Here is a 26,972-nt window from a genome sequence, read left to right on the forward strand (position 1 = left end):
CTACCCCTTGACGGCGCCGAAGATGACGCCCTTGGTGAAGTGGCGCTGGACGAAGGGGTAGACGAGAAGGATCGGGATCAGCGCCAGGACCATGATCGCCATCTTGACCGGGAGGCCGGTCACGGCCCCGGTGGCGACGTCGACCTGGCCGGTGCCGCTGCCCGGCAGCGTGACCCCCTGCAGGACGTAGCTGCGCAGGACGAGCTGCAGCGGCCACAGGGTGTTGTCGTTGATGTAGAGCATCGCGTTGAAGAAGGCGTTGAAGTAGCCCACGCCGTAGAACAGCGCGACCACCGCGGTCACCGCCGTCGACATCGGCATCATGATCCGGCCCAGGATGCGCCAGTCGCCCGCGCCGTCGATCCGGGCGGCCTCGGTGATGGCCGGGTCGATGCCCATGAAGAAGGACCGCAGGATCAGGACGTTGAAGGCCGAGACCGCACCGGGCAGGATCAGCGCCCACAGGTTGTCGATCAGGCCGAGGTTGCTGACCAGGAGGTAGGTCGGGATCATGCCGGCCCCGAAGAACATCGTGATCAGGAAGACGAACAGGATCGGACGGTGCAGCAGCGACCCCGGCCGGGACAGGCCGTAGGCGGCCAGCACCGAGACGACGGTCGACAGGATCGTCCCGACGGTGGTGACGACCACGCTGACCCCGGCCGCGCGGGTCACGATCCCGCCGGACAGGATCTGCGCGTAGGCCGCGATCGTCAGGTCCCCCGGGATCAGGACCATCCCGCCCGAGCGGTTGACGTCCGCGGTCGTGGAGAACGAGGTCAGCACGACCGTGTAGAGCGGGACCAGCACGATCAGTACGACGATCGTCAGGACCAGCGCCTTGACGCCCTGACCCAGCGGGGAGGGGCGGCCCTCCCACGCGTTGCGGTGCCGGCTGACCCGCCGTCGGCGCGGCGCGGGGTCGCGGCGCGCCGCGCGCTCGGGTGCGGGTACGGGGACGGCGTCGGGACGGCTCAGCGGTCCCTGGCCCACGTCTGTCTGGATACTCATGACTTCCTGTACACCCCGTCCTCACCGAACACGTGCGCGAGCTTGTTGGCACCCAGCACCAGCGCCAGGGACACCAGCCCCTTGACCAGACCCGCCGCCGCGGCGAAGGCCCAGTCCCCGTTGACGACACCCTGGTAGTACACGTAGGTGTCGATGACCTCGGCGACCCCGGCGCCCACGGCGCCGCGCTGCAGGATCAGCTGCTCGAACCCGACCGTCAGCGCGTCGCCCAGCCGCAGGATCAGCAGCAGGATGATCACCGGCCGGATCGCCGGCAGCGTGATGTGCCACATCCGGCGCCAGCGGCCCGCGCCGTCCATCGCCGAGGCCTCGTAGTGGGCCGGGTCCACCGTGGCCAGCGCCGCGAGGAAGATGATGATGCCCCAGCCCGCGTCCTTCCAGACCGCCTGCGAGGTGATGAGGAGCAGGAACGTGTCCGGGTTCGTCATGAGGTCGAACCCGCTGAAGCCACCCTGGGCCAGCAACCGGTTGACCAGCCCCGCGCCGCCGAAGATCTGCTGGAAGATCGTCACCACCAGCACCCACGAGAAGAAGTGCGGCAGGTAGATGATCGACTGGATCGTGGTGCGGATCGTCGGCGTCACCACGCTGTTGAGCAGCAGCGCCAGCACGATCGGGATCGGGAAGAAGAACACCAGCTGGAAGCCCGTGATCAGCAGCGTGTTGCCGACCGCGTGCAGGAACTGCGGGTTGTTGAACACCCGCACGAAGTTGTCCCACCCCACGAACGGGCTGTTGGTGATCCCGACGTACGGGGAGTAGTCCTGCCACGCGATGACGTTGCCGAGCATCGGCACGTAGGCGAACACCACCAGCAGCCCCACGGCCGGCAGCGTCATCAGCAGCAGGCTCCGGTCCCGGCGCAGCCGGTCGCGCCACGTGATCCGGTTCAGCGGCACGCCGTTGTGGTGGGTCGGGCGCGGCGCGCGCCCACCACGACGGGCGCCGCGCCCGCCGTCCTCCCCACCGGCCCCGGGGAGGTGGTCCCCGGGGCCGGCGCGCCGCTCGCCTGGACGGTCATGAGCCCGTGCTCTCCCCGCCGTCCTGCTGCGCCTCGTAGATCTCCGTGTAGAAGGCCCGCAGCTCCTCGCCGCCCGAGCTCCGCCACGTCTCGATCGCCGCGTCCAGGTCGGCCATGTCGGCCCGCCCGCGCGCGATGTCCTTCTCCAGGTCGTCGAACGGCTGACCGAGCGACGCGAACTGGTTCGGCTCCGTGATGTTCTGGCCGTAGAAGAGCGGCTCGACGACGTAGGCGGCGTTGGTCGCGGACCACGCGGTCTGGCGCTCGACGTAGTCGGGGAGGTTGACCTTGGCGTTCACGACCGGCGGGTCGACCAAGAAGATGTAGGAGGGCTGGACCTCGCGCTGCGCGAGCGTCGTGGCGACCGGCAGACCGTCGGCGTCGAGGTCGTAGTGCACGCCCTCCACGCCGTAGTTGATCAGCTGGTACTCCTCGGTGCCGAACGGCGAGGCGAGGAAGTCGGCGGCGGCGAGCAGCTCGTCGATCGCCGCCGGGTCGTCGTTCTTCTTGATGTACGAGCAGATGTTCGCGCCGCTCGGCTTGTAGATGACGGGCTCGCCGCCGTCGGCCGCGAACACCGGCAGGACGTCCATGCTGAAGTCGGGGTCAGCGGCGCGGTTGCGCGTCAGCGCCTCGTGCCAGTAGCCGAGGCCGCTGGAGGTGACGGCGACCTGACCCGACTCGAACCGCGTTCCGGCGTCGCCCTGGTTGTCGGCGACGGCGTCGGGGTGGACGGCGCCGGAGGCGTACAGCTTCGTCATCCACTCGAGCGCGTCGCGGTACTCCTGCGTCTCCACGCGGTGCACGAGGGCGCCGTCCTCGCCGAGCTCCCAGCCGTTCGCCGGGAGGACCCCGTGGATCACCGTCGCGGTGGCCCAGAGGTCGTTCGTGCCCCAGGCGCCGTCGCCGCCGGCGTCCTCGACGAACGTCAGCAGCTCGTCGGCGTTCGTCGGGAGCGCCGCGTCGGGGAGCATGTCGTCGCGGTACATGGCGAAGTCGGTGAGGCCGACCTCCTGCGGAAACGGCAGCCCGTAGACCTTGCCGTTCCAGGAGCACGCCTGCCACGCCTCGGTCGGGATGTTGGCCAGGTTCGGGTACTTCTCGACGGCGTCGCCCGCGAGCTGCGGGCTCAGGTCCTGGAAGATCTGCTCGACCGCCTGCCCGAAGCGCGGCGGCTCGTTCCACGTCGGGATGCTCACCCAGTCCGCGACGTCCTGGGGCGAGGACAGGACCGCCGCGAGCTTGTCGCCGTAGGTGTTGCCGTCGGAGATCTGGAAGGTCAGCGTCGTCCCCATCGCCTCGTTCACGGCGTCGAAGTACGCGTTGCCCTCGGTCGGCGGGATCGTGCCCCACAGCGGCGTCATCGCCGTGTAGGTGCCCCCGCTGCCCGGCGGCGCGTCGAACGAGCGGACCAGCGGGTCGGGGATGCTCAGGAAGCCGTCGACCGAACCGTCGACACCGGGGAGGTCGGGCTCCACGAGGTTGAGCGGCACGTAGTTCGGGGTGTTGTCGGCCGAGAGCGCGTAGAGGGTCTCGCCGTCGCCGGACCCTCCACCCGCCCCGGCGCCACCGCCGCCGCAGGCGGCCAGGACGGCGACGACAGCGGCGGCCGCGACGGTGGTGGTGACGGCCCGTCGACGTCGCGGTGCGGCGTCGGGGACAGCGGTGGGGACGATCGTCTTCATCGGCGTAGCTCCCGGTCTGGAGAGGGGCGTCCGTGCCCCGCCTCGGTGGTCCGCGGTCGACGTCCATCGTCGAAGCGCTTCGCCTCACCGTAGGAGGTGCGCCCCCGCTCCGCAAGCCCTTCCGGTCACAAACGCGTCAAGATGTCGACGGAGCAGAAGCTTTGGCGCACGATCACACGGGAATCCCGCCCCGCGCCATCGCTGGGGACCTGCACGATCCGTCGTGTTGCTCATCGAACCGATTCGAGGAACGATGGTCGCAGGCACCCCGCCGTCGACGAAGGAGTCACATGACCGCCCCGCACCGCGCCCGCACCGCCGCCGAGGTCCTCGCCGCCCTCGACCTGGCCGAGAAGGTCGCGATGCTGCACCAGCACGCGCCCGCCGTCGAGCGCCTCGGCCTGGCGACCTTCCACACCGGCACCGAGGCCCTGCACGGGCTGTCGTGGCTGGGCACCGCGACCGTCTTCCCGCAGCCGGTGGGCCTCGCCGCCACGTGGGACCCCGACCTCCTGCGGGCGGTGGGCGACGCCGTCGCGACCGAGGTGCGCGCGAAGCACGCCCAGGACCCGGCGGTCAGCCTCAACGTGTGGGCCCCGGTGGTGAACACGCTGCGGCACCCGCTCTGGGGCCGCACCGAGGAGGGCTACGCCGAGGACCCCGACCTCACCGCCTCGCTCGCCACCGGGTTCTGCCGCGGCCTGCGGGGCGAGCACCCCGAGGTGTGGAAGACCGTTCCCACGCTCAAGCACTACCTGGCCTACGGCAACGAGACCGACCGCGCCGTCACGAGCTCGCACCTGCCGCCGCAGGCGCTGCGCGAGTGGGAGCTGCCCGCGTTCGTCGGCCCGCTCGCGGCCGGTGTCGTCGGTGCCGTCATGCCCTCCTACAACCTCGTCAACGGCCGGCCCAACCACGTCGCGGCCGAGCTCCTGGACGAGCTGCGGTCCTTCGCGCCGTCGTCGATCGCCGTGGTCTCGGACGCGCAGGCACCGTCGAACCTCGTCGACGGCGAGCGGTACTTCCCCGACCACGTCACCTCGCACGCGGCGGCGCTGCGAGCCGGGATCGACTCGTTCACCGACAACTCGCAGGACACCGCGCCCACGATCGAGCGCCTCACCGCGGCCCTCGAGGCCGGGCTGATCACGGAGGCGGACGTCGACCGCGCCCTCCTGCGCGTGCTGGAGCTGCGCGAGCGCACCGGCGAGCTCGCGGGCCACGACCCCTACGGCGTCGGACCCGACGCGATCGACCTGCCGCAGCACCGCGCCCTGGCGCGCGAGAGCGCCGGTCGCGGCGTCGTCGTGCTGGCCGACGACGCCGGTGTCCTGCCGCTGCGCGACCCCGCCCGCATCGCCGTCGTCGGCCCGTTCGCCGACCGCGTGCTCCACGACTGGTACTCCGGCACCCCGCCCTACACCGTCTCGATCGCCGCGGCGCTGCGCGAGCGCCACCCGGGGGCGGACGTGCGCGTGGCCGACGGCGCCGACCGCGTCGCCCTGCGCTCCCTCACGCACGACCGCTACCTCGAGGTGGCTCCCGACGGCGCGGTGGCCGCGACCGCGGTCGCCCCGCACGAGCGCACGCAGCTGGACGTGACCGACTGGGGCGACGGCGTCTCGACGCTGCGGGCGGTCGCCACCGACCTCCTGCTCAGCGGCGCCTCGTGGATCCAGGCGGCGAGCGCGACGCGCGTCGGCGGGTGGGTGGCGCAGGAGACCTACCGCCTGCACACGCACCACGACGGCACGGTGTCGGTGCTGCACGTCGGGTCCGGGCGCTGGCTGCGCGTCCAGCACGGCACCCACCTGCTCGTCGCGGACGGGACCGCCACGACGGCGGAGCGGTTCGCGCGCCACACGGTCGCCTCGGGCGCGGCGTCCGTCGCGGCCGCGTGCGACGGGGCCGACGTCGTCGTCGTCGCGCTCGGGAACGACCCGCACATCGCCGGGCGGGAGACCGAGGACCGCCCCGACCTGCTGCTGCCGCCGGTCTCGCGCGAGATCTGGCGCACCGCCGTCGCGAGCGGCACGCCCGCCGTCCTGACGCTGGTCTCGAGCTACCCGTACGCGATCGCGGAGGAGGCCGCGTCCGCGGCCGCCGTCGTCTGGACGAGCCACGCCGGGCAGGAGCTCGGGCACGGGCTGGTGGACGTGCTGAGCGGGGACCGTGAGCCCTCGGGGCGCCTGGCGCAGACGTGGTGGGCGCGCGAGGTGGACGCGGGCGACCTGCTGGACTACGACGTCGTCGGGTCGGCGCAGACCTACCGCTACGCCCCGGCCGCCCCGCTGTACGGCCTGGGCCACGGGCGCAGCTACACGAGGGTGGCCTACCGCGGGCTGACGCTGGCGGCGGACGGCACCGGTGGCGGCGCGGACGGCGGCGCCGAGGTCACGGCGCCCCCGGCGACGACGCGGCACACCGCGGCGGACGAGGCCGCGGCGACCGCCGCCTCCGGGCGGCCCGGACTCGACGCCGTCGTGACCGTGACGAACACCGGCGAACGCCCGGTCGACGAGCTCGTGGCGCTGTGGGTGCACGCCCCGCGGCTGCCCGTGCCCGCCCCGGCGCGGCGGCTGGCCGCGTGGACCAGGGTGGCGCTCGCCCCGGGGGAGACCCGCGAGGTCGCGCTGCGCGTACCGCTGGGCGTCCTGGCCGTCTGGGACGTGGCCGCCGCGGCCGGCCCCGGCGACCCCGCGACGCCCGCCACCCCCGGCGCGTACCGGGTGCAGCCGGGGGTGTACCGCCTGGCGGCGGGCAGCTCGGTGACGGATCCCGCCGTGACCGCGCCGCTGGTGGTGCACGAGGCGCGCGACGGCGGCGGCCCCGCGCCCTCGCGAGCGGACCGGATCGACGCGCACGCCTTCCACGCGCACGCGGGCGTGGTCACCTCCGACCGCACGCGCGAGCACGGGTCGAGCGTGGAGGTGGCGGCCGCCGGGCGCGCGGCGTGGACGCTCTACCGGGGCCTCGACCTCGACGACGTCACGGCCGTCGGCATCGAGGCCACCCGGCGCGCGCTGCCCGCGTGGGGTCCGAGCACGGTCCGTCTCGAGGTGCGGGCAGCCGGTGGCGGTGAGCACGACTGGCGAGCACTCACCGCCGAGGTCGCCGTCCCCGAGGGGGACCGCTACGCGTGGCAGGAGCTGGCGCTGCCGCTGGTGGCTCCGCCCGCGGGCCGACCGGGCGGGCTGGACGACGTCGACCTCCGGCTGCACCTGACGGGCGCCGCCCGCGTCGCCGCGATCCACCTGGAGCGCTGAGCCCCACCAGGCCGCTCAGGCGGCGCGGTCGGCCACGAGGCGCTGCGCCGTCGTCGTGTCCGTCACCAGCACGTTGACCCAGCCGCCGAGCACCGCGCCGCGCACCGCGGCGTACTTGCGCTCCCCGCCCGCGACGCCGACGCGGCGCGGGACCTCGCGCAGCTGCTCGGCCGCGATGCCGATGACGCGCTCGTCGAGCCCGGTGGCCACGGGGGCGCCGTCGGCGTCGAAGAACCGCAGGCAGATGTCGCCGACGGCGCCGGCGGCCGCGAGCGCCGCGCGGTCGCTCTCCCCCAGGACGTTGCCGCTCATCCGCAGCAGCTCGGAGGGTTCGACCGATCCGATCCCGACCAGCGCCACGGTCAGGCGCGGCCAGACGTTCATCACCGAGGTCACGGTCGAGTCGGCCATGAGGGAGTTGCGGGCGCTGGCCGACCCGAGCACCCCCGGCGTCGGCATGAAGACGGGTGAGGCACCGGTGCTGCTCGCGAACTGCCCGATCAGCCGGGCCGCGAGCATCTGCACGCGGGGCTCGCCGAGGCCGCCGACCACCTGGACCACCTGGTCCACGACCGGCTGGCGGAAGGGCCGCATCGCGTTCACCGCCGCCAGCAGCGACGCCGACCACGAGGACATCCCCACGGTGTCGCCGCCGATGAGGGTCGCGGCGAGGTACTCCGCCGTCGCGGCACCGAGCGCGGGCGTGACGTCCTCCCCGCCCCGCCGGCGTCGACGACCACCGCCTGCTCGAGACCGTAGGCACGCTCGAGCTCCTCCTCGAGGTCCGTGTGGACCCCCGGCGGGAGCGAGACGATCGTGTGGACGATCCCGACCTCGACGGCGCGCTTCAGCAGCCGGGAGACACGCGGCTGCGAGACGTGGAGCTCGGCGGCGATGTCCGCCTGCCGCATCCCGCGCGAGTGGTACATCCGGGCGACCCGGGCCATCAGGCGGAGCTGGTCCTCGGAGTGGGTGAAGACGGGCTGCGCTCCGCCCCCGGCAGCCCCGGTGCACCTGCGCTCATCCGTGGTCCTCCCCTGCTGACCGGGCCCGGCCGGTACCCGAGTGAATATCGTATCGATCTCGAACGGGTCCGACCGGGCGGTGGTCGGACTGGCGGCCCCTCAGCCCACCAGCTCGCGCGCGGTGCTCGCGATCCCGGCGGGACTCATCCCGTGGTGGTCCAGCAGCCACTCGGCCGACCCGGTCACCGCGAAGGCGTCCCGGAACCCGAGCGCGCGCACCGGAGCGGGGTGACGCTCCACCACGACCTCGGCCACGGCGCCGCCGAGGCCGGTCACCATCGCCTCCTCGATCGTCACGATGCCCCGGGTCTCGCGCGCGGCGGCGACGATCGCGTCGGCGTCGAGCGGCTTGATCGTGGGCATCGCGAGCACGCGGGCGGCGACGCCGTCGGCCGCGAGGAGGTCCGCGGCGTCCAGCGCGCGCACCACGGTGGTGCCGGTCGCGACCAGGGTGACGTCGTCGCCCCTCCGCAGCACGACGGCCCGCCCCGGGACGAAGGTGTAGTCCGGCGCGTGCACCGCCGGCACCCCCATGCGGGCCACCCGCAGGTACACGGGTCCGTCGTGCTGCGCCGCCCAGCGCACGGCCTGCGCCGTCTCCTCCGGGTCCGACGGCGCGAGCACCGTCAGGCCCGGGAGCGTCCGCAGCCAGGCGAAGTCCTCGATCGAGTGGTGCGTCGGCCCGAGGTCGCCGTACGCGACGCCGGGCGACTGCCCGACCAGCTTGACGTTGTACTGCGAGTAGACGACGTCGGCCTTGATCTGCTCCATCGCGCGCGCCGTCAGGAAGCACCCGGCCGCGGAGACGAACGGGATCCGGCCGCCGTTCGCGAGCCCCGCGCCGACCCCGACCATGTCCTGCTCGGCGATGCCGACGTTGATCGTGCGCTCGGGGAACTCCTTCTGGAAGCCGCCGAGCTTGGAGGAGCCGATCGAGTCGTTGACGACGACGACCACGCGCTCGTCCGCGCGCGCCACCTCGGCGATCGTGGCGGCCCAGGCGTCGCGGCAGTCGTGCAGCGTGCGCTCGGGAACGGCGGGCACGGCGGGGACGGTGGTGGTCATGCGGACTCTCCTCGGTGATGCCGGCGAGCACGTCGTCGAGCTCGGCCACGGCCTGCGCGACCTGCGCGGCGCTCGGCACCTTGTGGTGCCAGGCGACGTCGTCGCGCATGAAGCTGACCGGGTGGCCCTTGTCGGTGTGGGCGAGCACGAACGTCGGCCGCCCGGACGCGGCGGGCACGCCCGCGTAGGCGTCCAGCAGGGCGCCGACGTCGTTGCCGTCGACCTCCACGACCTCCCACCCGAACGCGCGCAGCTTGTCGCCGAGCGGTTCGAGGTCGTTGGTGTCCGCGACCCGCGCCCCCTGCTGGAGGCGGTTGCGGTCCACGAGGGCCACGAGCCGGTCGAGCCGCTGGTGGCCCGCCGTCATGAACGCCTCCCAGTTGGAGCCCTCCTGCAGCTCGCCGTCGCCGAGCAGCACGAACGTGCGGCGCTCGCTGCCGTCCAGGCGGGCGGCCAGCGCCATCCCGACGGCGATCGGCAGCCCGTGCCCGAGCGGCCCGGTGCTGGCCTCGACGGCGTGGATCTTCGTGCGCGCCGGGTGGCCGTTCAGCATCGACTCGGGCTGCAGGAACGTGCGCAGCGCCTCGGGGGCGATGTACCCGCCGACGGCGAGCGTCGTGTACAGCGCGTTCGCCGCGTGCCCCTTGGACAGCACGAGGCGGTCGCGGTCGGCGTCGCAGGCCTCGACCTGCGCGGGGCTGATGTTCATCACCGACAGGTAGAGCGTCACGAGCGCGTCGGTGATCGAGAACTCGCCGCCGATGTGGCCGGCGCCCGCGGCGCCGACCGTCTGGATCGCGCGGCGGCGCACCTCGGTGGCCGCGCGCCGCAGGTGGGCGAGCGTCTCGGCGCGCGTGGCGCCGTCGGGCACGCGTCCGAGCACCGCGATCTCGCGGTCCGGCTCCGCGAGCAGCGTGGTCTCGACGGCGTGCACGAGCCCCGCGTGCGGGGCCAGGGGGTGGTGGTCATCAGTCCTTCCTCATGCTCGACAGGAGGACGTCCTGGACGAGGCGGTGGGCGGCCATGGCGTCGTTGCTCGCCTGGGCCTGCCGCAGTGCGGTGATGTCGAGCTCCTCGAGGGCGCGGTGCACGGCCTTGAGGAAGCGGATGGAGGTGCGCGCGGCGTCGACCGTGTCCTCGCGGAACGGGAACTGGTCGAGCTGCCAGACGCCCTCCCACTCGTTGATCTTGAGGGTGTAGAAGAACTCGAAGACCTCCACGGGGTGGACGGTGCCGACCACGAGGTCGTCGTCCCAGCCGCGGAAGTTGTCGTTGACGTCCATCGCCCACAGCAGCCCGTGGTCGATCAGGAGCTGCGCGGACGCCGACGGCGACTCGCCGCCGAACAGCGCGTGCCCGAAGTCGAGCAGCACGCCGACGTTGTCCACACCCATGGCCTTGATGCCGAGCGCGGTCTTTGCGGCCGAGTCCCAGAACATGCGGCCGCGCGGCTCGCGGGGCTTGTACTCGATGACCATGCGGACGTCGGGGTTGGCCAGGGCGAGCTCGCGCATGCCCGAGACCGCGAGGTCCCACTGCATCTTGTGGTCGACCTGGAAGGGGTAGTCCCACCCGTCCTGGCCGGGCCACACCTTGAGGTAGGAGGCCCCGAGCTGCCGCACGACGTCGGCCGCCTCGTTCAGGACCGCGAGCGCCTCGGCGCGGATCTCGGCGTCGGGGTTGGTGAACGCCCCGTAGCGGAAGCGGCGCATGTAGATCTCGGGTGTGACACCGATGGCCTCGAGGCCGTTCCGCTCCAGGGCGGCCTTCACGTCGGCGACCGTGACGCCCTCGGTGAAGGGGTAGGGCACGTCGACGACGGAGAGGTCACCCACGCTGCCGGCGAGGTCGATCTGCTCCAGCGTGGTCAGGGGCGGGGCGTATCCGTCGGTGGCGTAGCGGTCGACGTAGCTGGCGAAGTGCCACAGGCCCGCACCGAAACGAGGGGTAGTCATATCTATTCCGTTCTGATTCGACATTCTCATGCTAGCAGTGCCCGGGGTGGCCCCGCCCGCGAGCGGGCGGACGGGGCCACCGGGTCCTCGCCGTGCCGGGTGCGCTCAGTCCTCGAGCGCGAAGGTGGTGTAGCGGTCCACGTTGCTGGCGTCCAGGAGCACGCAGTCGATCGACTGCTTCTCCGGCTGACCCGTCTCACCCGTGCGGATGAAGAGGTCGGCCTGCTCCACGGCCATCTCGGCGATCTGCACGGCCGGCTGGAGACCGGTGGCGAGCATCTTGCCGTCCTTGATCGCCTGCACGGCGTCGGGGCTGCCGTCGAAACCGGCGATGGTGACCTGGCCGGTCAGACCGGCCGCGTCGACGGCGGCCACGGCGCCGAGCGCCATGGTGTCGTTGCCCGCGATGATGCCCTTGACGTCCGGGTTCGCCTGGAGCAGCGTCTGCACCTTGGTGAACGCCTCCTGCTGGTCCCAGTTGGCCGTCTCCTGCGCGACCATCTCGAGGCCCTCGTACTGGTCGATCACGGCGTGGTAGGCGTCCGAGCGGACGGCGGCGTTCGTGTCGGTCTCGCGGCCGAGGAGCTCGATGTAGGTGCCCTCGCCCTCCATGGCGGCCACGAAGGACTCACCCACGAGGCCGGCGCCCTGGGAGTTGTTCGCGACGATCTGGGACTTGGCGATGCCCGTCTCGTTGATCTCGCGGTCGATGAGGAACACCGGGATGCCGGCGTCCTCGGCCTTCTGCACGGCTCCGACGGTGACGTCGGCGCCCGCGTTGTCGAGGATGATCGCCACGGCGCCGTTGGAGATGGCCGTGTCGATGAGCTCGCTCTGCTTGTTCGGGTCGTCGTCGTGGCTGTCGGCCTGGGCCTCGTAGCCCAGCTCCTCCGCGGCCGCGACGGCGGCGTCCGCCTCAGCCTTGAAGAAGACGTTCGAGTTCGACGGCGTGATGACGGCGATGAGGCCGCCCGCCTCACCCGTGGCCGCGGGCTCGGTGGTCTCGCTCTCGCTCGCGCTGGAGCTGGAGCTGGACGAGGGGTCCTCGGGTGCCGAGCTGGTGGCCTCGCCGCTGCCGCCGCCGGAGCACGCGGCGAGCAGCATGGCCGAGACGGTCGCAGCGATCACTGCGCCCTTGCGGATGGTGCGTCGCATCTCCTGATACCTCCTGTGATTCTGTGTGGGCCTACGCGGACGCGACAGGCTGGGACTTCGCAAGCTCGCGCTTGACGCTCTGGGCGGCCTGGGCCGCCGCCCTGGCCTTCTTGAGACGCTCCTGGCTCTGGTCGAGGATCACGGCGAGCACGATCACGAGACCCTTGATGACGGTCTGCCAGAAGCTGGAGACCCCGACGAGCACGAGCCCGTCGGAGAGGAAGCCGATGACGAAGGCACCGATGAGGGCGCCCTTGACGGTGCCGCGGCCGCCGGCGAGGGAGGCCCCGCCGATCACGACGGCGGCGATCGCGTTGAGCTCGAACGACTGGCCGGTCTGGGGTGCGGCCGAGGTGAGCTCCGAGGCGATGATGAGGCCGGCCATCCCGGCGCACAGGCCCGAGATGACGTAGACGCGCATCTTCACGGACTTCACGAGGACGCCGGACAGCTGGGCGGCGCGCTCGTTGCCGCCGGTCGCGTACAGGTGGCGGCCGAAGCGCGTGCGCGTAGCCAGCACCCAGATCACGACGGCGAAGATCACCATGATCCAGATCGCCGTCGGGATGCCGAGCGGGCGGGCGATGCCGAGGAAGGAGAACCCGGTGTTGCCGAGGTCGGCCTCGCCCTGCAGGCGCGGGAAGGTCGAACCGTTCGAGATCAGCAGCGCGGCGCCGCGGGCGATGTACATCGTGCCGAGCGTCGCGATGAAGGGCGCGACGTTGAACCTCGTGATCAACCACCCGTTCAGCGCCCCGACGAGACCGCCGACGGCGAGCGAGATCACCACCACGACCCACACCGCCGGGTAGGCGGTGGTGTCGAACAGCGACAGCTCCCACCCCTGGAGCATCACTCCCGCCACGATGCCCGACAGGCCCACGATCGAGCCGACCGACAGGTCGATCCCGCCGGTGATGATCACGAGCAGCATCCCCAGCGCGAGGATCGCGTTGTAGGCGACGTGCTTGGTCATCACGATGAGGTTCGTGGGCGTCAGGAACGCGTCCGTCATCAGCGAGAAGATCAGCACCAGCACGATGAGGGCGACGAACGCCCGCTGGTCGAGCAGGAACTCGCCCACGCCCCGGTTGCCGAGGATCCGGCGTCGGGCCTGGGCCGTGGCGCTCACGGGCGCCGAGCCGTTCTGGGTGGTCATCGCGGGTCCTCGTCGCTGGTGGGGTGGTCGGTGAAGAAGGTGGCGGCCTCGACGGCGTCCGCCGTGCCGGCGGGACCCGTCGCGGTGGCCGACGTGTCGGCGGTGGCCATGAGCAGCTCGCGGTCGGTGGTGCGCGGATCGAGCTCGGCGACGATCTCGCCGCGGGCCATCACGAGGATGCGGTCGCAGGCGTAGAGCACCTCGCCGACCTCCGACGTCGCGAACAGCACCGCGCGCCCGGTGCGCGCCTGCGCCGCCACCAGCGCGAAGATGTCGGCCTTGGCGCCGACGTCGATCCCGCGCGTGGGCTCGTCGAGCACCAGCACGCGGGGCGAGGTCAGCAGGGCCTTGCCGATGACGACCTTCTGCTGGTTCCCGCCCGAGAGCGAGCCGATCGGGGCGTCGAAGCTCGCGGTCTTCACGCGCACCTTCGCGCCGGTCTCGGTCACGGCGGCGCTCTCGGCGCGCCGCGAGACGAAGCCGCGGCGCACGAACGAGGTCACGGCCGAGACCGCCATGTTGGCGCCGACGGAGAGCGTCTGCACCAGCCCGTCCCGCTGGCGGTCCTCGGGGACCAGGATCAGCCCCTCCTCGATCCGCGCGGCGACGTCCTTGCGGGCGAGGTCGACGCCGTCGAGCTCCACCGCGCCGCCAAGGATCCGGTTGCGCCCGGCGAGCGCCTCGAGCAGCTCGGTGCGCCCGGCGCCCATGAGCCCGTATATGCCGATGACCTCGCCGGCGTGCAGGTCGAAGCTCACGCCGCGCACGGCCAGCCGGCCGGGGGTGTCGGGGTCGGCGACGACGAGGTCGCGCACCGACAGCAGCACCTCCCCGGGGTCGTGCGCCATCGGCGCGTAGAGGTCGCCCTCCTCCCGCCCGACCATCTGCGTGACGATCCAGCCGAGGTCCACGTCGGCCATCGGGGCCTCGGCCACGATGCGGCCGTCGCGGAGCACGACGGCGGTGTCGGCGAGCTCGAGGCACTCGTCGAGGTGGTGGGAGATGTAGACGATCGAGACGCCGCGGCTCGTGAGGTCCCGGATGACGCGGAAGAGCACCTCGACCTCGGCGTGCGAGAGCGCGGAGGTCGGCTCGTCCATGATCAGCACGCGGGCGTCCTCGCTGAGGGCGCGGGCGATCTCGACGAGCTGCTGCTGCCCCAGCCGGAGGTCGCCGGCGAGCATCGTGGGGTCGAGCGGCTCCTCGAGCCGCGCCAGGAACTCCGCCGCCGCGCGCCGCTGGGCGCCGAAGTCGACCATGCCGCCGCGGGTCTCCTCGCGCGCCAGGAAGATGTTGTCGGCGATCGAGAGGTTGGGGCAGAGGTTGAGCTCCTGGTGGATGATCGCGACGCCGTGCGCCACCGCCTCGGTGGGCGAGCGGAAGTCGACGGGCTCGCCGTCGAGCGTGATCGTGCCCGTGGAGGGCTGCTCGACGCCGGCGAGGATCTTCATCAGCGTGGACTTGCCCGCGCCGTTCTCGCCGATCAGCGCGGTGACCTCGCCGACGCGCAGCTCGAAGTCGACGCCGCGGAGCGCGTGCGTGCCGCCGTAGGCCTTCGTGACCGCCTCGGCGCGCATGACGACCTCGCCGCGGGTCGTCACCGGCGCCGTCACCGGGGCGGACATCAGCCGACCTCGATCGAGACGGGAACGATCGTCACGTGCGTGACCTCGCCGCCCGTCTTGGAGGCCCAGGTGGTGCCGCCGACGACCGTGATCTCGCTGCCGATCATCGTGGTGAGGTCGAGGTCGGAGTACACGTCGGCCGCCGCGAGCTTGTTCAGCTCGATCGCGACGTTCTGGTACTCGGTCTGGTTCGCGAAGTCGCCGAACGTCAGCTCGGCGCCCGCGTCGCGCAGCGCCGTGGAGGACCCGAGCGGTGGGACCGCGACGCCGACCGTGATCCCCTCGGGCATCCCGGCGACCTCGAGCCCGACCTCGCCGAACGCACCCTCCGCGACCGTGCCGGTGGCCGTCACGGGGTAGCTGAACGGCTTGCCCTCCCCTCGCGCCGGCCCAGCTCCTCGCCCGTCGCGTCGGGGTCGGCGAGCACCCGGGTCGCGAGGTCGGAGACCTCGACCGCGCGGTCGGTCAGGGAGGGCACGATCACGTCCTCGTAGTTGAGGTCGGCGAACTCGACCGCGGTGTCCGCCGCGATCACGGCGTCACCAGCGCCGACGAACGTCGTGCTGGCGGCCATACCGCCGAGCAGCAGTGCGCCCAGCACGGGCGCCACCACGACGCCCCGGCGCCACAGCGGCCGATGAGTGGGGGTGGTGCTCACGGCGTCCTCCTTCGTTCCGGCGCCGCCTCGTCGCTCGAGGTGGGTGCGCCCAGGGGTGGTGCGGGTACAGGTGGTGCGGGTACGGGTGGTGCGGGTGCGTCTGCTGGTCGGGTGGGCACGGGTGTGCCGCGCGAGCGGGCGACGGCGGTGCGCCACGCCTCCCGGCGGGCGCGGCGCTCGTCGTCGTCGATCGCCGGGGTGACGACCCGCTGCGGCTGCGACGGCGAGGACGACGCGTCCACCTCCGCCCGCGGCCACGTGTGGCCGAGCCCCTGCGCGGCGAGCATGGCCGCGCCGAGCGCGGAAGCCTCGGGCTCGCCCGAGACGTGCACGGGACGACCGAGCAGGTCGGCCTGGATCTGCATCAGCAGCGCGGAGGCGGTCGCGCCGCCGTCGGCGTGCAGCACGCCCAGGTGCGCCGCGCCGTCGGACTCCATCGCCTCCACGACGTCGCAGACCTGGTGCGCGACGGCGTCGAACGCCGCCCGCGCGAGGTCCGCGCCGGTCGTGCCACCGGTGATGCCGGCCAGCAGGCCGGTGGCGCCGCGGTCGAAGTAGGGGGCGCCGAGGCCGGAGAAGGCCGGCACGAACGCGAGGCCGGGCTCGGCGCGCGCCGCGAGCTCGCCCAGGGCGACGACGTCGCCCCCGTGAGCAGCTGCGCCATCCACGTGAGCGCGGCGCCGCTGGCGACGATGTTGCCCTCGCGGGCGAAGGCGGGCGCGCCGGTGAGCCACGCGAGCGTCGCGGCGATGCCCGACGGCGCGGACTCCGCGCTCGCGGCGCCCACCATGACCGAGGAGCCGGTGCCGTAGGTGGCCTTGCCCTCGCCCGGCCGGCCACCCGCGTGGTGGAACAGCGCGGCGTGGGAGTCCGCCAGGACCGCCAGGACGGGGACGCCGGCCGGGATCCGGCCGCCGGGGCGGGTGCGGCCGGGGAGCGCGTCGGAGCGGTGGACCGGGGCGAGCGCCGTGGTCGGGACGCCGAACGCCGCGCACAGCTCGGCGTCCCACTGCTGCGACGCGAGGTCGAGCAGGAGGGTGCGCGAGGCGTTGCCGGCCTCGGTGGCGTGCTCCCCCGTGAGTCGGGCGAGCAGGTAGGTGTCGATCGTGCCGAGGCGGGCGCCCGACGGGCGGTCGGCCGCCTCCAGGAGCCAGCGCATCTTGGGCGCGGAGAACATGGGGTCGAGATCGAGCCCGGTGCGGCGGCGCACGTCGGCGGCGAGACCGGGCTCGCGACGCGCGAGGTCGGCGCACGCGTCGGCCGTGCGGGCGTCCTGCCAGCCGAGCACCGGACCGAGCGGCGCGCCGTCCGCGTCCCACACGGCGACCGACTCGCGCTGGTTGGAGATCGCCACGCCCGCGAGCGCCGGTTCGTCGGCGGCACGCAGGACGTCGTCGACGGCGGCCTCGGTCGCCTCCCAGATCTCCTGCGCGTCCTGCTCGACCCACCCGGGCGCCGGGAAACGGATCCCGATGCGCCGGGCGGACTGGGCGAGCACGCGGCCGGTCGCCGCCTCGACGAGCAGGGCCTTGGTGTTCGTGGTCCCCTGGTCCAGGGCGAGCAGGAGGTCGCCGCGTCCGGCGGCTCGCGCACCGCCCGAGGCGCGGCGCGAGGCCGGCTCGGCATGCGTCGCCGCGGTGGGGTCCAGCTGCTGCACCATCGATCGTCCCTGACCTTCTGCATATTCATTCTACGTTGAATGCGTTGCGCTCAACCTAGGCACGGTGTTGGATGTTGTCAACAGGTCGAGGGAGATCGCATGGACGAGGGTCCGGAGAACGCCAGTCAGGCGCAGCGGGTGGCGCAACCCGCCGAGGTCGTCGTCGTCGGGTCGATCAACGTCGACCTCCTGCTCACGGTGCGGCGCCACCCGAGACCGGGCGAGACGCTGATCGGCGGCGGCGGGATGCGCAGCCCCGGCGGCAAGGGCGCCAACCAGGCGGTGGCGGCCGCGCTGCGCGGGGCGTCGACCGCGATGGTCGGGGCCGTGGGGGACGACGGCGGGGCCGAGGTCGCGCTGTCACGGCTCGAGGACGCGTTCGTCGACCTGGGCGACGTGGTGACCGTGCCGGGACCGACCGGGCTCGCCGTCGTGACGCTGGACGACGACGGCGAGAACACGATCGTCGTCGTCCCCGGCGCGAACGCGTGGATGACGCCCGACGTCGTCGAACGTGCCTCCGACACCGTCCGCGCGGCTCGCGTGTGCGTGCTGCAGGGCGAGATCCCGCGCGACTCGATCGTGGCCGTGGCGGCGACCGCCGCCGCGGCCGGCGTGCGCGTGGTGCTGAACGCCGCGCCGGCGCTCGACCTGCCGAGGGCGACGCTCGCCGTCGCCGACCCGCTCGTGGTCAACGAGCACGAGGCCGCGCTCGTGCTGGGGTGGGCCGGCGGGGGCGAGGCGACGGCGGGCGAGTCGGGCGCCTCGCTCGCGGACCGCCTGCACGCGCTCGGGGCGCCGTCGGTGGTGGTGACGCTGGGGGCGGCGGGCGCCGTCGGCGTCTCGGCCGGGGGCGCCTGGGCCGTCGACGGCCTGCGCGTCCCCGTGGTCGACACCACGGGCGCCGGCGACGCGTTCGTCGGCGCGCTCGCCGCGAGCCTCGCCCGCGGCGACGGGCTGCAGGACGCCGCCCGCGAGGCGACGCGGGTCGCCGCCCACTCCGTCCAGCGCCACGGGGCGCAGGACTCCTACCCCGGCCCGGAGGTCGAGCTGCCGTGAAGCGCACCGGAATCATCAACGCCCCGCTGTCCGCCGCGATCGCGCGGCTCGGGCACACCGATCTCGTCGTGGTGGCCGACGCCGGGCTGCCGGTGCCGCCGCACGTCCCGGTGGTCGACCTCGCGCTGGTCTACGGGTCGCCCCGATTCGTCGACGTGCTGACCGCGCTGCTGGGCGACGTCGTGGCGGAGCACGCGTGGGTCTCCCGCGAGTCCGACGCCTGGCCCGGCGGCGCCTGGGTCGACGACGCCCTCGGCTTCGCCGCCGAACGCGTCGAGCACGGCGCGCTCAAGGCGATGGTCGGCGAGGCTCGCCTCGTGGTGCGGACCGGCGAGGACGTGGCGTACTCGAACGTGGTGCTGCGGTGCGGGGTGCCGTTCGCGGTCTGACGGGGCCGATCGACCTCCCCGCACCCCGGCGGGCTCGCCTAGGTTGGCGTGATGGCGGAGCGACGCAGGGGCGGGGACCGGGGTGGACGACGGCGCGCGGCGACCCTCGTGGTGGCGGTGACGATCGCCGTCGCACCGGTGCTCGTGGCGTGCACGCCCGACCCGGCGCCCGCGCCGCCGACCTCCGCGGACGTCCTCCCGCCGGCGCTGTCCGACCTGCCGGCCGCGCTGGGCGATCCCGGGGCGGCGCAGGACGTGATCGAGCAGATCGCCGACGACCCGAGCGGCTGGGTGACGCGCCTGGACGACGAGGACGTGACCGCCGTCGTCGACGTCGGCATCACGTGGGCCGAGCGCTTCGTGGCGGAGGAGGACGGCACCCCCGACCTCACGGAGGACGCGCGGCGCGGCTTCGTGCAGTTCGCCGCCGCGAGCGGCCACGAGACGTCGGTGCGCTTCCACGCCGCCGTCACGACCGTGCTCGAGCGGGACCTCGTGCAGCCGTTCGCGGACGGGCAGGAGACGCCGGTCGCCGTCGCGATGGTGCAGGCGGCGACGTGGGAGGGGCGCCTGGTGGGCGCGGACGTGACCCACGCGGGCGACTTCAGCGCGGGGTGGCGGCAGCTCGCGGCGTCCGAGGTCGCCCTGCTCGCGCACGCCCGCCGGGCGGCCGACGGCGGCACCGACGCGCTCACGACGGCGTCGGGGCTGATCTCGTCGGACGAGGTGATGACCTCGGTGGCGAACTACGGACCGACGACCGACACGAGCGACAACGACGTCCAGCAGGCCATCGCGACCGGTATGGAGTCGGTCCAGCGACGCTCGGCCGTGCAGGCGGGGCTCGACGCGGGTGCCTTCCCCGACTGGCTCCTCGACGAGTACGGCCCCGCGACCCTCGAGCGTGCGGACGGCTCGCGCGTGCTGGCGCCGGGGACGCAGGCGGAGGACCTGGCGGCCGTGTACTTCGACCTCCCGATCGACCACGGCACGTACCCGGGCACCTGGCGCGCGAACCTGGGCTGGGCGTGACAGCCCCGCGCGCAGCGGCCACGATGGGGCGATGAGACGTCGCGGCCCCGCACCCCTGGCCCGCGTGGGCGAGGTCATCGAGGTGATGCGGGACGCCCGGGTGGCGGGCGAGGACCCCGACGTCGAGTGGCCCCACCCGCCGCCGGCCGACCGGTGGGCGCCCGACGTCCTCGGGCGCGGCCACGAGTCCCGCACCCTCCCGCTCGCCGACGACTTCGAGGGCGAGGTGGTTGCGACCCTGGTGCGCTACCGGCCCGCGATCGACCCCGGTCGCGTCGTGCTGCCCGGTGCGGACGGGCAGGTGCGGCACGCCGTCCTCTACCTGCACGGCTGGAGCGACTACTTCTTCCACCACGAGCTGGGTCCGTTCTGGGCCGACCACGGGGCCGCCTTCTACGCCCTCGACCTGCGCAAGTACGGGCGCAGCCTGCGGCGGCACCAGTCCCCCGGGTACGTCGACTCCCTCGCGACCTACTCCGAGGACATCGAGGCGGCGCTCGCCGTCGTGGCCGCCGAGCACCCCGACCTGCCCGTGACGGTGATGGCGCACTCGACCGGCGGCCTGACCGCGAGCCTGTGGGCGCATCACAACCCCGGGCGGATCGCCGGTCTCATCCTCGTCTCGCCGTGGCTCGAGACACAGGGGTCGTCGCTGGTGCGCACGCTCTCGACCCCGCTCGTGACCGAGCTCGCCAAGAACTTCCCGCTCCGCCTCACCCCGCAGATCGACCTCGGCTTCTACAACCGGACGATCTCGGACCTGCACGACGGCGAGTGGTCCCTGGTGGCGCCCTGGCGCCCCAGCCACAGCTTCCCCGCGCGCTACGGCTGGCTCGCCGCGGTCCTGCGCGGCCACGCCCGCGTGGCCAAGGGGCTCGACGTCGACGCGCCGGTGCTCGTGCTGCGCTCGCAGCGCTCGCACATCTCCGCGGTCTGGGACGACGCGATGTCCTCGAGCGACATCGTGATCGAGGTCGACGTCGTCGCGGAGCGGGCGCTGAAGATCGCGCGCAACGTGACGGTCGCGACCGTGCCGGACGCGATCCACGACGTGCTGCTCTCGCGCCGCCCCGTGCGCGAGGTGGCCTACGACCACGTCGCGCGGTGGGCGGCGGGGTACCTGCCCTAGGTGCCGTCGGGACGGCGCTCCTCAGCCCCGCCCGAGGGCGCCGGGCACCTCCTGCGCCCACTCGGGTGGCGCCTCGAGGGCCGGGGCCTCGGGAAGCACGCCACGGCCGTCGGGGTGCGGGATCGCGGCCAGCAGCGCCCGGGTGTAGGGGTGGCGCGGGTCGGACCAGACCGCCGCCGTCGGACCGGACTCGACGATCCGTCCCCGGTACATGACCGCCACGCGGTCGGCCATCAGCCGCACGACCGACAGGTCGTGGGAGATGAACAGCATGCCCGTCCCCGAGGTCACGCAGAGACGACGCATCATCGAGGCCACCGACGCCTGGCTCGAGGCGTCGAGCGCAGAGATCGGCTCGTCCGCCACCAGGATCTCGGGACGTGACGCCATCGCGCGCGCGATCGCCACCCGCTGACGCTGACCACCCGAGAGCTGGTGCGGGTAGCGGTCGGCGAAGTCGGGTGGCAGCCCGACCGCCTCGAGCCACGCGCCGGGCGAGTCGGAGTCGACGCCGCGGGCGCGGGCAGCCCGAGCACCGTCCGCGATCTGGCGCCCCACGCGGTGGCGCGGGTTGAGTGAGGAGTTCGGGTCCTGGAAGACCATCTGGACCCCGGTCAGCACTGTGGGGCGGCGCGCGAGCCCGAGTCTCGGCACGGGGGCACCGTGCACCCGGACGTCGCCCCTGGCTGGCTTCTCCATCCCGACCACGGCGCGCGCCGTCGACGACTTGCCGCACCCCGACTCCCCCACGAGCGCGAGCACCTCCCCCGCCGCCAGGGACAGGCTCACCCCGTCGACCGCGCGCAGCGCACCGTAGGTGATCACCAGGTCGTCGATCTCCAGCAGCGTGCTCACCGCTCGTCCTCCGGTGTCGTGTCCGACCCGCCGGTGCCGGCACCGGCCGCGATGCGGTCCGGCAGGGCGTCCAGCAGGGCGCGCGTGTAGGGGTGCGCGGGCGCGGTGAAGAGCTGCTCACGCGGCGCGACCTCTGCGATCGCGCCGTGACGCATCACGGCGACGTCGTCGGCCACCGCGCTCATCACGCCGAGGTCGTGCGTCACGAGGAGGACGGCGAGGTCGCGCTGCTCCGCGAGGTCGCGGAGCAGGTGCAGCACACCGGCCTGGACCGTGACGTCGAGCGCGGTGGTGGGCTCGTCCGCGAGCAGCACGTCGGGGTCGCAGGCCAGGGCGACCGCGATCGCGATGCGTTGACGTTGGCCCCCGGAGAACTGGTGCGGATACCGGGCCAGCGCCTCCTCGGGCCGGGGCACGCGCACCTGCGTCAGCAGGTCGACGGCGCGCTCACGCGCGGCGGACCTGCTCAGTCGCAGGTGCCTGCGCACGTGGTCGGTCAGCTGGGTGCCCACAGTCAGCTGCGGGTGGAGGCTGGCCGAGGGATCCTGGAAGACCATCGCCACCCGTCGGCCGCGGATAGCGGACAGCCGGCGCCCCCGCAGCCCGAGGATCTCCTCACCGTCCAGCAGGATGGATCCGGTCGCGCGCGACGGCGTCGGCAGCAGGCCGAGCACGGCCAGCGCCGTCATCGTCTTGCCCGAACCCGACTCGCCCGCGAGGCCGTGGACCCGCCCCGCCCGCAAGTCCAGATCCACCCCGTCGACCACCGCCCGGCGAGAATCCGGCGGGCCGAGCTCGACGACGAGGTCGCGGATGCTGAGGGCCGCACGGCTCTCGGCGCTCACGACGGACGCCCCGGGTCGACGACGAGATCCTCCACGACGCTCTGCTCGGACCGGCCCTCGGTGCTCAGCGGCGCCGGAGCGACGCCGGCACCGGCGCGCTGCGCGCCCGAGAGGGGGTCGAGGACGTCCCGCAGGGAGTCGCCGATGAAGTTGAACGCCATCACGATGCTCAGGATCGCGAGGCCGGGGAACAGTCCGAGCCACCACGCGTCGATGTGCTGGATCGCGGAGGAGATCATCGAGCCCCACTCCGCCGACGGCGGTTGGGCGCCGAGGCCGAGGAAGGACAGCCCCGTCAGCAGCAGGATCGACGTGCCGGTCTCGAGCGAGGCCAGCACCATCACCGGACCCGCGACACCGGGCAGGATGTCGACCCGGAGCGAGTGAACCGAGGAGTGGCCCAGCAGCCGCGACGCGACGACGTAGTTCTGACCGCGCAGGCTCAGGACGAGCGACCGTGTCACGCGTGCGTAGTTCGGCCACGTGACGACGATCCCCGCGAGGACCGCGTTGTACAGCGACGGACCGAGCGACGCCGCGATCACCATCGCGAGGATCACGGTCGGGAAGGCCATGAAGAGGTCGGTGACCCTCATCAGGACCTCGTCGACCCATCCGCCCAGGTACCCGGAGACGGCGCCGACGACGGTCCCCAGCACCATCGCGCTGAGCACGAGGACGACCGCGAGGGGAATGGTCGTGCGCGCGCCGTGGATCAGGCGCGAGAGGACGTCGCGCCCGAGCGCGTCGGTACCGAGCAGCGCCTCGGCGCCGGGAGGCGTCAGGCGCGGGAGGTCCTGCGCGAGCGGGGACGCGGGAGAGATCCAGGGTGCCAGGACCGCTGCCAGCAGCCACGCCAGGACGATCCCGACACCGATGACGGCGAGCGGCCGGCGCCAGGCGCTGGGCAACCGCCGCCCGGCCCGACGTGCGCGCTTCGCCTCGGCCACCCGAGCGGCGAATCCGTGACCGGTCATCCCAGCCTCACTCTCGGATCGAGGATCCCGTACAGCAGGTCGACCACCAGGTTGATGAGGAGGTAGACGAGGCCGACGGCGAGCCCCACCCCCATCACGGCGGGGAGGTCGAGGTTGATGGCTGCCTGGTAGGCGTACGTGCCCAGGCCGGGCCAGGCGAAGATGGCCTCGACCAGCACGGTGCCCGACAGCAGCCCGCCGAAGGCGATCCCCGTCATGGTGAGGATGGGCAGCGAGGCACCACGCAGCAGGTACGACGTGATGACACGCGGCTCGCTCAGGCCCTTGGCGCGCGCGGCTCGCACGTAGTCGGAGCTCAGGACCTCCAGCACGGAGGTCCGCACGAAGCGTGTCAGGACACCGATCGTGAACAGGCTGAGGACCAGCACCGGCAGCACGAGGTGGGCCGCGGCGTCGAAGAACCCGACCGGGTCGCCGTCGAGCACGAAGTCGATCGTGAACAGGCCCGTGATGCGGGGCGGCGGGTTCAGCGCGGGTGAGAGCCGTCCCGAGCCGGGAGCCCAGCCGAGCCGCAGGAAGAACAGCTGGTAGACGAGGATCGCCATCCAGAACGTGGGGACGCTCAGGCCCACGAGCGAGACGACGCGCACGACCTGGTCGGTCGCACGATCGCGACGGTAGGCGGCCAGGGTGCCGAGCACGACGGCGACGGCGACGCTCAGCACGATGGCGCAGAGCGCGATCTCCGCCGTCGCCGGCAGCGCACGACTGAGCTCCTCGGCGACCGGCCTCGTCGTGCGGATGGACGTGCCGAGGTCGCCCTGGAACAGGGCGGAGAGGTAGAGCAGGTAGCGCTCCGGAAGCGGACGGTCGAGGCCGAAGCGCTCGGTGTAGGCCGCGACGGTCGCGGGGTTCTGCGAGGCCCCCTCACCGAGGGCTGCGGTCAGCGGGTCGCCCGGGACGAGGGTGGTGAGCGTGAAGACCACCAGCGTCACGCCGAGCATCAGGACGATCGACGTGATCAGCCGCCGCGCGACGTAGCGCAGTAGCGCGGACCGCTCGGTCCGCGCTGCTGCTGCGGTGTCGACCCGCGTCACTCGGCCGGGGACAGGTCGGTCAGGTCGACCGTCCAGTTGGAGTTGTAGGCGACACCGTCGACTCCGGAGGAGGCGAAGTGGCGCGCCGGGACGAGGAGCGGGACGAACGCTCCGCTCTCCTGCATCGCGGTCGCGTAGTCGGTGAACGCCGCCTCGCGCTCGACCGGATCGGTCGCGGTCTTCGCTGCGGCCACGAGCGCCGCGACGTCGGGCGCGGCGTCCGCCGTCCACCCGGCGCGCAGTCCGACCTTCTCGCCGGGACCGAAGGGCAGGAACGAGGATGAGTCGGCGAAATCGGGGCCCCAGTACCACATCGAGAACGCGCCGGTCCCGTCGACGTAGGGGTCGATCTCGGACGCGAACGGTCCCGGAGCGAGGCTGACCTGGATACCGGCGGCCTGCAGCTGGGACTGCACGCGCTCGCCGAGCGTGGTGAAGTCGACGCCACCGACCGGGTTGTCGTTCGGGAACCTGAGGGAGATGGTCTCGCCCTGGTAGCCCGACTCCGCGAGCGCGGCGGCGCTGCGGTCGAGATCCTGCGTCACCCCCTCCTCCAGCGCACCGAGGAACATCGGCGGGATGACGCCGGAGGCCTCCACCGATCCGTCGCCCGCCAGCTCGAGCAGGGCGTCGTAGTCCAGCGCGTAGCGCACGGCCTCGGCGAACGCCGGGTTCGCCAGCGTCCCGCTCACCCCCGCGTCCTGGTTCAGCAGCAGGAAGATGCTCTGCGCACCCGGCACCGAGTTCACGTCGAGGTCGGAGCCGAGGCCCGCGACCTGGTCCCCCGAGAGGTCGAGGGCGAGCTGGGAGTCGCCGCCGCGCAGGTTGGTCAGCTGGGTGGCCGGCTCCGTCACGTTCCGCACGACGATCCGGTCGTACGCGGCGGGCTTCTCCCCGTCGTAGTCCGGGTTCGGGACGAGGACGACCTGGGACGTGAGATCCAGCTGGTCGAGGACGTAGGGGCCGGAACCGGCCGAGGTCGAGCCGAGGAAGTCCTCGGCGGCGTCGGTGTCGTCCGTGGTACCGCCGTTGGCCTCGACCAACTCGGAGTTCAGGATGCTGAGGGCCGGGTTCGTCACGATGGCGGGCACCTGCAGCGACGGCTCCGTCGTCGTGAGCACCACGGTCGTGTCGTCGACCTTCGTGACCTCGATCCCCGCCATGAGGAAGTTGGCCTTCGACGACTCCATCCCCGCCAGCCGCTCGAGGGAGAAGACGACGTCGTCGGCATCGATCGGTGACCCGTCGGAGAACGTGCGGTCGCCCGTGAGCGTGAAGGTGAACTCCGTCGCGGCGTCGTTGGCCTCCATCGTCGCGAGGGCCGGCACCGGGGTCGACTCGTCGTCGCCGTCGAAGGTCAGCAGCGTCTCGTACATCGCGTGGAGCACGATCGAGCCCGTGGGGACGTAGTTGCGTCCAGGATCGCCCGTCTCGAGCGAGAAGGCCGTGTCGACGACGAGCGTGCCACCCCCGGCGCCCGCACCGGCGTCGCCGTCGTCCGCGGAGTCCGACGGGTTGCTGGCCGAGTTGCCGCCCGAGCAGGCCGAGATCAGCAGGGCTGCGGAGGCGGCGAGTGCGAGGCTGGCACGGGCGGGCTTTCGGATCACGGTCGACTCTTCTCTCGGGCGTGGACGCGTCGGTCACAAGTTCGCGTGCGGCGAACTATATGTCCGGTCACGTTGCGATCTCGTAAACACGGTGGCGCTCAGCGGCCGGTCGGTAACAGAATGTCCAGCATGGAGGCTCGGGAGGAAACGGACCGCGGACGATCAGACGCACCGCTCGATGACATCGGCTACCGGATCCTCGAAGTCCTGCGCTCCGACGGACGAATCTCGATGGCGGCCCTGGCTCAGCAGGTGGGCATCTCACGGTCGAACGCCTACGCCCGCGTCGAGTCGATGACCGCCGCCGGGATCGTCACCGGTTTCCAGGCCCGCGTCGACCCCGCGGCGGCGGGGCTCGGATTGAGCGCCCTCGTGTTCGTGACGGTCAACCCGCAGTCGTGGTCGGAGCTGCTGGCCGCACTCGAGTCCATGCCCGAGGTCGAGTCGGCCATGGTGACCACGGGCGAGCACGACGTGATGCTGCACGTGCGGGCCCGGACGGTCGACATGATCCACGCCTTCGTGGTGGGCGAGGTCGCAGCCCTGCCCCAGGTCAAGAGCGTCGTCACCGTCCTGGTGCTGCAGGAGGTGTTCCATCGCGGCTACGTGCTGCCCACCGACATCCCGCCCCGTGTCGCCCCCGCCGTCGAGCGCGGCCTGATGCGCTTCACGAGCACCAATCCGGACCGTCCCGGCGCGATCTGAGGGTCCGACC

Annotated in this window: 24 protein-coding genes and 2 pseudogenes; 6 read left to right on the forward strand and 20 right to left on the reverse strand. The window is 72.9% G+C overall.

Annotated features, from left to right (window positions below; all coding sequences use genetic code 11):
• The 3 genes from QQK22_RS12015 to QQK22_RS12025 all read right to left on the reverse strand — a co-directional run bounded on the left by QQK22_RS12015 (position 1) and on the right by QQK22_RS12025 (position 3,738).
• Positions 1–1,011, reverse strand: coding sequence for a carbohydrate ABC transporter permease (locus QQK22_RS12015; protein WP_284251164.1), 1,011 nt, complete (start codon positions 1,009–1,011; stop codon positions 1–3).
• Positions 1,008–1,931, reverse strand: coding sequence for an ABC transporter permease (locus QQK22_RS12020; protein WP_284251165.1), 924 nt, complete (start codon positions 1,929–1,931; stop codon positions 1,008–1,010). Before QQK22_RS12020 ends, QQK22_RS12015 begins: the two co-directional genes overlap by 4 nt.
• A 118-nt stretch (positions 1,932–2,049) precedes the next feature.
• A complete protein-coding gene (locus QQK22_RS12025) occupies positions 2,050–3,738 on the reverse strand; it encodes a type 2 periplasmic-binding domain-containing protein (RefSeq protein ID WP_284251166.1) in 1,689 nt (562 codons plus the stop codon).
• A gap of 290 nt (positions 3,739–4,028) precedes the next feature.
• Between QQK22_RS12025 and QQK22_RS12030 the strand changes: the two genes are divergently transcribed.
• On the forward strand, positions 4,029–7,004 hold the full coding sequence (locus QQK22_RS12030) for a glycoside hydrolase family 3 protein (RefSeq protein WP_284251167.1): 2,976 nt from the start codon (positions 4,029–4,031) through the stop codon (positions 7,002–7,004).
• A 15-nt stretch (positions 7,005–7,019) separates the two neighbouring features.
• On the opposite strand, the gene QQK22_RS12035 is transcribed toward QQK22_RS12030, so the two are convergent.
• The 12 genes and pseudogenes from QQK22_RS12035 to QQK22_RS12090 all read right to left on the reverse strand — a co-directional run.
• Complete coding sequence (locus QQK22_RS12035; protein ID WP_284252733.1) at positions 7,020–7,661, reverse strand: sugar-binding domain-containing protein; 642 nt, start codon at positions 7,659–7,661, stop codon at positions 7,020–7,022.
• A complete protein-coding gene (locus tag QQK22_RS12040; RefSeq protein WP_284252735.1) occupies positions 7,604–7,951 on the reverse strand; it encodes a sugar-binding transcriptional regulator in 348 nt (115 codons plus the stop codon). The genes QQK22_RS12035 and QQK22_RS12040 overlap by 58 nt, the downstream gene beginning before the upstream one ends.
• A 177-nt stretch (positions 7,952–8,128) precedes the next feature.
• On the reverse strand, positions 8,129–9,094 hold the full coding sequence (locus QQK22_RS12045) for a transketolase family protein (RefSeq protein WP_284251168.1): 966 nt from the start codon (positions 9,092–9,094) through the stop codon (positions 8,129–8,131).
• Between the two features lie 118 nt (positions 9,095–9,212).
• Positions 9,213–10,028: pseudogene (locus QQK22_RS12050) on the reverse strand (transketolase); the annotation flags it as partial.
• A 34-nt stretch (positions 10,029–10,062) separates the two neighbouring features.
• The gene (locus QQK22_RS12055) at positions 10,063–11,049 is read right to left on the reverse strand and encodes a TIM barrel protein (RefSeq protein ID WP_284251169.1); all 987 of its coding nucleotides are present in this window, start codon (positions 11,047–11,049) and stop codon (positions 10,063–10,065) included.
• 105 nt (positions 11,050–11,154) lie between these two features.
• Positions 11,155–12,204 carry a D-ribose ABC transporter substrate-binding protein gene (locus QQK22_RS12060; RefSeq protein ID WP_284251170.1) on the reverse strand — a complete coding sequence of 350 codons (1,050 nt, stop codon included), beginning with the start codon at positions 12,202–12,204 and terminating at the stop codon, positions 11,155–11,157.
• Between the two features lie 31 nt (positions 12,205–12,235).
• A complete protein-coding gene (locus tag QQK22_RS12065) occupies positions 12,236–13,363 on the reverse strand; it encodes an ABC transporter permease (RefSeq protein ID WP_284251171.1) in 1,128 nt (375 codons plus the stop codon).
• On the reverse strand, positions 13,360–14,988 hold the full coding sequence (locus QQK22_RS12070; RefSeq protein ID WP_284251172.1) for a sugar ABC transporter ATP-binding protein: 1,629 nt from the start codon (positions 14,986–14,988) through the stop codon (positions 13,360–13,362). The genes QQK22_RS12065 and QQK22_RS12070 overlap by 4 nt, the downstream gene beginning before the upstream one ends.
• Positions 14,988–15,341: a DUF2291 family protein gene (locus tag QQK22_RS12075; RefSeq protein WP_284251173.1), complete on the reverse strand. Its 354-nt coding sequence runs from the start codon at positions 15,339–15,341 to the stop codon at positions 14,988–14,990. The genes QQK22_RS12070 and QQK22_RS12075 overlap by 1 nt, the downstream gene beginning before the upstream one ends.
• Positions 15,338–15,646 (reverse strand): hypothetical protein, encoded by a 309-nt coding sequence (locus tag QQK22_RS12080; protein WP_284251174.1) that lies wholly within the window; start codon positions 15,644–15,646, stop codon positions 15,338–15,340. Before QQK22_RS12080 ends, QQK22_RS12075 begins: the two co-directional genes overlap by 4 nt.
• Entirely contained in the window at positions 15,643–16,380 is a 738-nt protein-coding gene (locus QQK22_RS12085; RefSeq protein ID WP_348525578.1) for an FGGY-family carbohydrate kinase, read from the reverse strand. Before QQK22_RS12085 ends, QQK22_RS12080 begins: the two co-directional genes overlap by 4 nt.
• A gap of 128 nt (positions 16,381–16,508) precedes the next feature.
• A pseudogene (locus tag QQK22_RS12090) lies at positions 16,509–17,306 on the reverse strand (FGGY family carbohydrate kinase); the annotation flags it as partial.
• Positions 17,307–17,405: 99 nt separating this feature from the next.
• Here QQK22_RS12090 and QQK22_RS12095 point away from each other — a divergent pair.
• The 4 genes from QQK22_RS12095 to QQK22_RS12110 are packed head-to-tail and all read left to right on the forward strand — an operon-like array spanning position 17,406 to position 20,915.
• Positions 17,406–18,365 (forward strand): ribokinase, encoded by a 960-nt coding sequence (locus tag QQK22_RS12095; protein WP_284251176.1) that lies wholly within the window; start codon positions 17,406–17,408, stop codon positions 18,363–18,365.
• Entirely contained in the window at positions 18,362–18,754 is a 393-nt protein-coding gene (rbsD, locus tag QQK22_RS12100; protein ID WP_284251177.1) for a D-ribose pyranase, read from the forward strand. The genes QQK22_RS12095 and rbsD overlap by 4 nt, the downstream gene beginning before the upstream one ends.
• Before the next feature lie 51 nt (positions 18,755–18,805).
• On the forward strand, positions 18,806–19,786 hold the full coding sequence (locus tag QQK22_RS12105) for a hypothetical protein (RefSeq protein ID WP_284251178.1): 981 nt from the start codon (positions 18,806–18,808) through the stop codon (positions 19,784–19,786).
• Between the two features lie 31 nt (positions 19,787–19,817).
• Positions 19,818–20,915 (forward strand): alpha/beta hydrolase, encoded by a 1,098-nt coding sequence (locus QQK22_RS12110; protein WP_284251179.1) that lies wholly within the window; start codon positions 19,818–19,820, stop codon positions 20,913–20,915.
• Between the two features lie 21 nt (positions 20,916–20,936).
• Here the strand turns inward: QQK22_RS12110 and QQK22_RS12115 are convergent, their stop codons facing one another.
• The 5 genes from QQK22_RS12115 to QQK22_RS12135 are packed head-to-tail and all read right to left on the reverse strand — an operon-like array spanning position 20,937 to position 26,257.
• Positions 20,937–21,770: an ABC transporter ATP-binding protein gene (locus QQK22_RS12115; protein ID WP_284251180.1), complete on the reverse strand. Its 834-nt coding sequence runs from the start codon at positions 21,768–21,770 to the stop codon at positions 20,937–20,939.
• The gene (locus QQK22_RS12120; protein WP_284251181.1) at positions 21,767–22,615 is read right to left on the reverse strand and encodes an ABC transporter ATP-binding protein; all 849 of its coding nucleotides are present in this window, start codon (positions 22,613–22,615) and stop codon (positions 21,767–21,769) included. The genes QQK22_RS12115 and QQK22_RS12120 overlap by 4 nt, the downstream gene beginning before the upstream one ends.
• Positions 22,612–23,592 carry an ABC transporter permease gene (locus QQK22_RS12125; protein WP_284251182.1) on the reverse strand — a complete coding sequence of 327 codons (981 nt, stop codon included), beginning with the start codon at positions 23,590–23,592 and terminating at the stop codon, positions 22,612–22,614. Before QQK22_RS12125 ends, QQK22_RS12120 begins: the two co-directional genes overlap by 4 nt.
• On the reverse strand, positions 23,589–24,650 hold the full coding sequence (locus QQK22_RS12130) for an ABC transporter permease (protein ID WP_284251183.1): 1,062 nt from the start codon (positions 24,648–24,650) through the stop codon (positions 23,589–23,591). Before QQK22_RS12130 ends, QQK22_RS12125 begins: the two co-directional genes overlap by 4 nt.
• The gene (locus QQK22_RS12135; RefSeq protein WP_284251184.1) at positions 24,647–26,257 is read right to left on the reverse strand and encodes an ABC transporter substrate-binding protein; all 1,611 of its coding nucleotides are present in this window, start codon (positions 26,255–26,257) and stop codon (positions 24,647–24,649) included. The genes QQK22_RS12130 and QQK22_RS12135 overlap by 4 nt, the downstream gene beginning before the upstream one ends.
• 129 nt (positions 26,258–26,386) lie before the next feature.
• Here QQK22_RS12135 and QQK22_RS12140 point away from each other — a divergent pair, with 129 nt between their 5' ends.
• Positions 26,387–26,962: an Lrp/AsnC family transcriptional regulator gene (locus QQK22_RS12140; protein WP_284251185.1), complete on the forward strand. Its 576-nt coding sequence runs from the start codon at positions 26,387–26,389 to the stop codon at positions 26,960–26,962.
• The last annotated feature ends 10 nt before the right edge of the window (positions 26,963–26,972 follow it).

Source organism: Litorihabitans aurantiacus (genome assembly GCF_030161595.1).
Classification (GTDB): domain Bacteria; phylum Actinomycetota; class Actinomycetes; order Actinomycetales; family Beutenbergiaceae; genus Litorihabitans; species Litorihabitans aurantiacus.